The following is a 3,352-nucleotide window of genomic DNA, read 5'->3' as shown; positions in this document are numbered from 1 at the left end:
ACAAGTTGACTATGTTGGCCAGTTTGGACCACCTTGCCGTCTTCAAGCACATAGATGATATCGGCGTCTTGAATGGCCGAAAACCTGTGTGCCACGATTAATGTCGTGCGGCCTGTTAGAAAGTGGCTCATCGCTTGCTGCAATCTCGATTCGGTTAGGGTATCAAGTGCCGAGGTTGCTTCATCCATAATCACCAATTTAGGATCGGTCAACATCATCCTTGCTATCGCCAGTCGTTGTCGCTGCCCGCCAGACAGTTTCAGTCCCTGACGCCCAAGCTCGGTGTCTAGACCTTTATCCAGTTTTTTTACCACATCATCTAATTGCGCAACGCTTAAGGCATCCCACAGTTGTTGATCGGTGAGGGTTGAGTCTCCCAACGTAAGGTTCGCGCGCAATGTATCGTTGAATAGTGTCGGTTGTTGCAACACCACCGCCGTTTGCTGGCGCAGCGCTTCATAGCCAATCTCGTCAATGCTGGTGCCATTAATACGGATATCCCCTTCATTTTTACGGTAAAGCCCCAACAACAACTGGATCAGTGTGGATTTTCCCCCGCCTGATGCCCCCACCAAAGCGACTTTTTTACCCGCGGGGATCTGCAGGCTGGCGTTATCCAGCACTTGTTTTTCATCGTGATAGCGAAAACGAATATGCTCAAACTCGATGGCCAACGTTGGGAGCGCAAGCGCTGGATGGGCAGGATTGCTATATTGTTGCTCTTCTTCAAGTGCAAATAAGCGGTTGAGTCGCCCCATGGCGGCCTTGGCGCTGAACCACGAATATTGCATGCTGAGCAGATCTTGAATTGGCGTCAGCATAAACCACAGGTAACCAAACACCGCAAAAATCTCGCCAATCGTCAGGTTACTCACGGCCACCATGACCATGGCCACGGCGCGAAATACTTCAAATCCCAGCAAAAACATCAAGAATGATAACCGACTAGCGGCATCGGCTTGCCAAGCGTAGCTATCTGCATCCTGGCGAATACTGTTAGCATCGGTTTTTAGACGTTCAAGAAACTGTCTGTCTCGATTGGCGGCGCGCAATTGATACAGCCCATCCAAGGTCTCGACCAAACGCTGCTGAAAACGTTCAAATGATTGATTTTCTGCTTTTTTTAAATGTTGTACCCGTTGCCCCATTTTGCGTGATAACCAGATAATCACAGGATTAAGCAGAAGAATAAACAGGCCAAGACGCCAGTCCAGCCACAGCAATACGAGGGCAATCCCCACGACCGTTAGCAGACTGACGAGAAATCGGCTTAGACTGCTGCCAAGAAAGCTATCTATCGTCTCAATATCCGTCACCATATGGGCGGTGACGCTACCACTGCCATGGGACTCAAATGCCTTAAAACTAATGCGCCCAAGTTTATCGAGTAGGCTTTGGCGGATCTGACAGGTAATGGTTTTAGACACTAATGTGAACTGACGCGTTTGCCAAATATTCAGTGCTTGACTGAGGATCCGCATCAAAATAATTAACAGCAACATGGCGCTGATATAGCCGGTCGCACTATGCCATGACACCGGCAAAAACCCCTGGAGCAACGCCACCCCTTTAGCAGGTTGGTGCAGCAGGACCTCATCGACCATCAAGGGCAAGAGCAGGGGAATTGGCACTGCAATTAACGTGGCAATAATCGCCAAAGCATTGCCGCAGAGTAATCGGGTTCGGTATTGTTGGATCTGTTGCCATAACCAAGATGGCGATAACTGCAACACCGTCTGTTTGCTCGCTAAACTAGGCGTCCCGAGGTTCGCCGTCGACGCCTTATCTGCGGGCTCTGGAACCGTGGGCTGATGGTATGTAGGACTGTGTGTCTTATGATGTGTCGTATGGTGTGACGGACGGTGGGTTTTCACTTAACTTCCTCGCGCGACATGGCGTAAAATCCTATGACAAAAAGGAATACAACAAGAGATAACAACGGGATTATCCCACAAAGGGAGCCCCCATTGGGCGTCCCTTTGTGGTGAGTTATCATGATTAAGTTATTGGCTTTAAACTGTTATTTAAAAAGTGTAGCTTAAGTCAATACTCCAGTTACGTCCGGGCTGACTGCGACGATCCAAACCAATATCGTCATTACCAATACCAGCCAAATCCATATAATCCCAGTATTTGACATCCGTTACGTTAAATAAGCCAGCGCGTATCATCACGTTATTCATTGGCTGATAGTAAGCCGTAATATCGGCTTTAACGTATCCTTTAGCGTCAACATTATCCACATTATTAGCATTGCTCCAGTCGCTTCCCGTTTTACCGGCCACTGCCGTAATACTCAGCTGACCACCATATAACTCATCTGCGGCGTCATAGCCAAGGCTAGCGACACTGCTTAACGGCGCGACACTATCAATCGCCTCACCGGTTTGCCGATCTTCCCCTTGGCTGTAATTTAAGCTAAAGCCTGCTTTAACGCCCTGTGGCGCACTTAACAATTGAGCTAAATCCCAGTTAGCCTTGAATTCCGCACCGTAAATTTTGGCTTTGGCGAGGTTCACTTTTGTCCAAACCTCTTTGCCATTATGATTAGGATCAGCGGGATTGATCATCTTATCCTCAATGAAATTGGTATAGTCATTGTAATAAGTCGCAAAGGTGAGCTTGCTGGCTGCGGTGTTATATCTCAGACCCACTTCATAGGCCATATTTTCCTCTGCTTTAAGATCGGGATTAGGCTCAAGTACGGCGCCCATTTCATAGGAGTAGTATAAGTCTTGCACCGTCGGTGCTTTGAAGCCTTGGCTGACTTGAGCATAAGTACTCAATGCATTGCTCCAGTGATATACCGCGCCTAGGCGAGCCGTTAAGGCATCATTTTCTGCGGTGGCGTAATCACTGGTCGCATCCGGTTCAGCCTTAAATTTGTCATAGCGCAGGCCACCATTAATCACCAATTTATCTTCGGCTAGGAACATCTGATCTTGAATAAAAACTCCCCACTTATCTGAGGTAGCACTAGGCACTTCGGGGGATTTATGGGTAACAGTGCCAGTATCCATGTTGATATCTTGATAAGCTAACGTGAAGTCATTACGGATAAAACTGGCACCATAGACAAGTTCATGAGACCCATGCTCGAAGCTTAATCCTTTGAGCATTTGCACATCTGCCTGCCAAGATTGGTCTTCGCCCATCCGATAACGGTTGCGGTTTTGTTGACTTAATGGCTGACCATTCATTTCTTTAGCCAAATGATCATAATTATTGTGGTTAGACTCGCTCTGCAAATAACCTAGCTGCCACTGCAATTGGTCAAACAGGCTAAGATTAGCTTGCCAGTCATGCTCTAAACTGACGCGGGTGCGATTATCTTCATCATTACCGCGGACAT

General features: G+C 47.7%; 2 protein-coding genes. Both read right to left on the bottom strand.

Annotated features, from left to right (window positions below):
• Window positions 1-1,874, bottom strand: a 1,874-nt coding sequence (locus ACRCZA_RS09090; RefSeq protein ID WP_438674127.1) for an ABC transporter ATP-binding protein, incomplete at its 3' end; no start/stop codon positions are given.
• Between the two features lie 150 nt (window positions 1,875-2,024).
• Window positions 2,025-3,352 (bottom strand): TonB-dependent receptor domain-containing protein (locus ACRCZA_RS09085; RefSeq protein ID WP_438674126.1); only part of this gene is annotated, 1,328 nt, incomplete at its 5' end.

The sequence above is a fragment of the Shewanella sp. genome, from assembly GCF_051658185.1.
In the GTDB taxonomy this organism is placed as follows: domain Bacteria; phylum Pseudomonadota; class Gammaproteobacteria; order Enterobacterales; family Shewanellaceae; genus Shewanella.
Note: the sequence above shows the minus strand (reverse complement) of the source record. Positions and strands in the feature narration are given on the sequence as shown.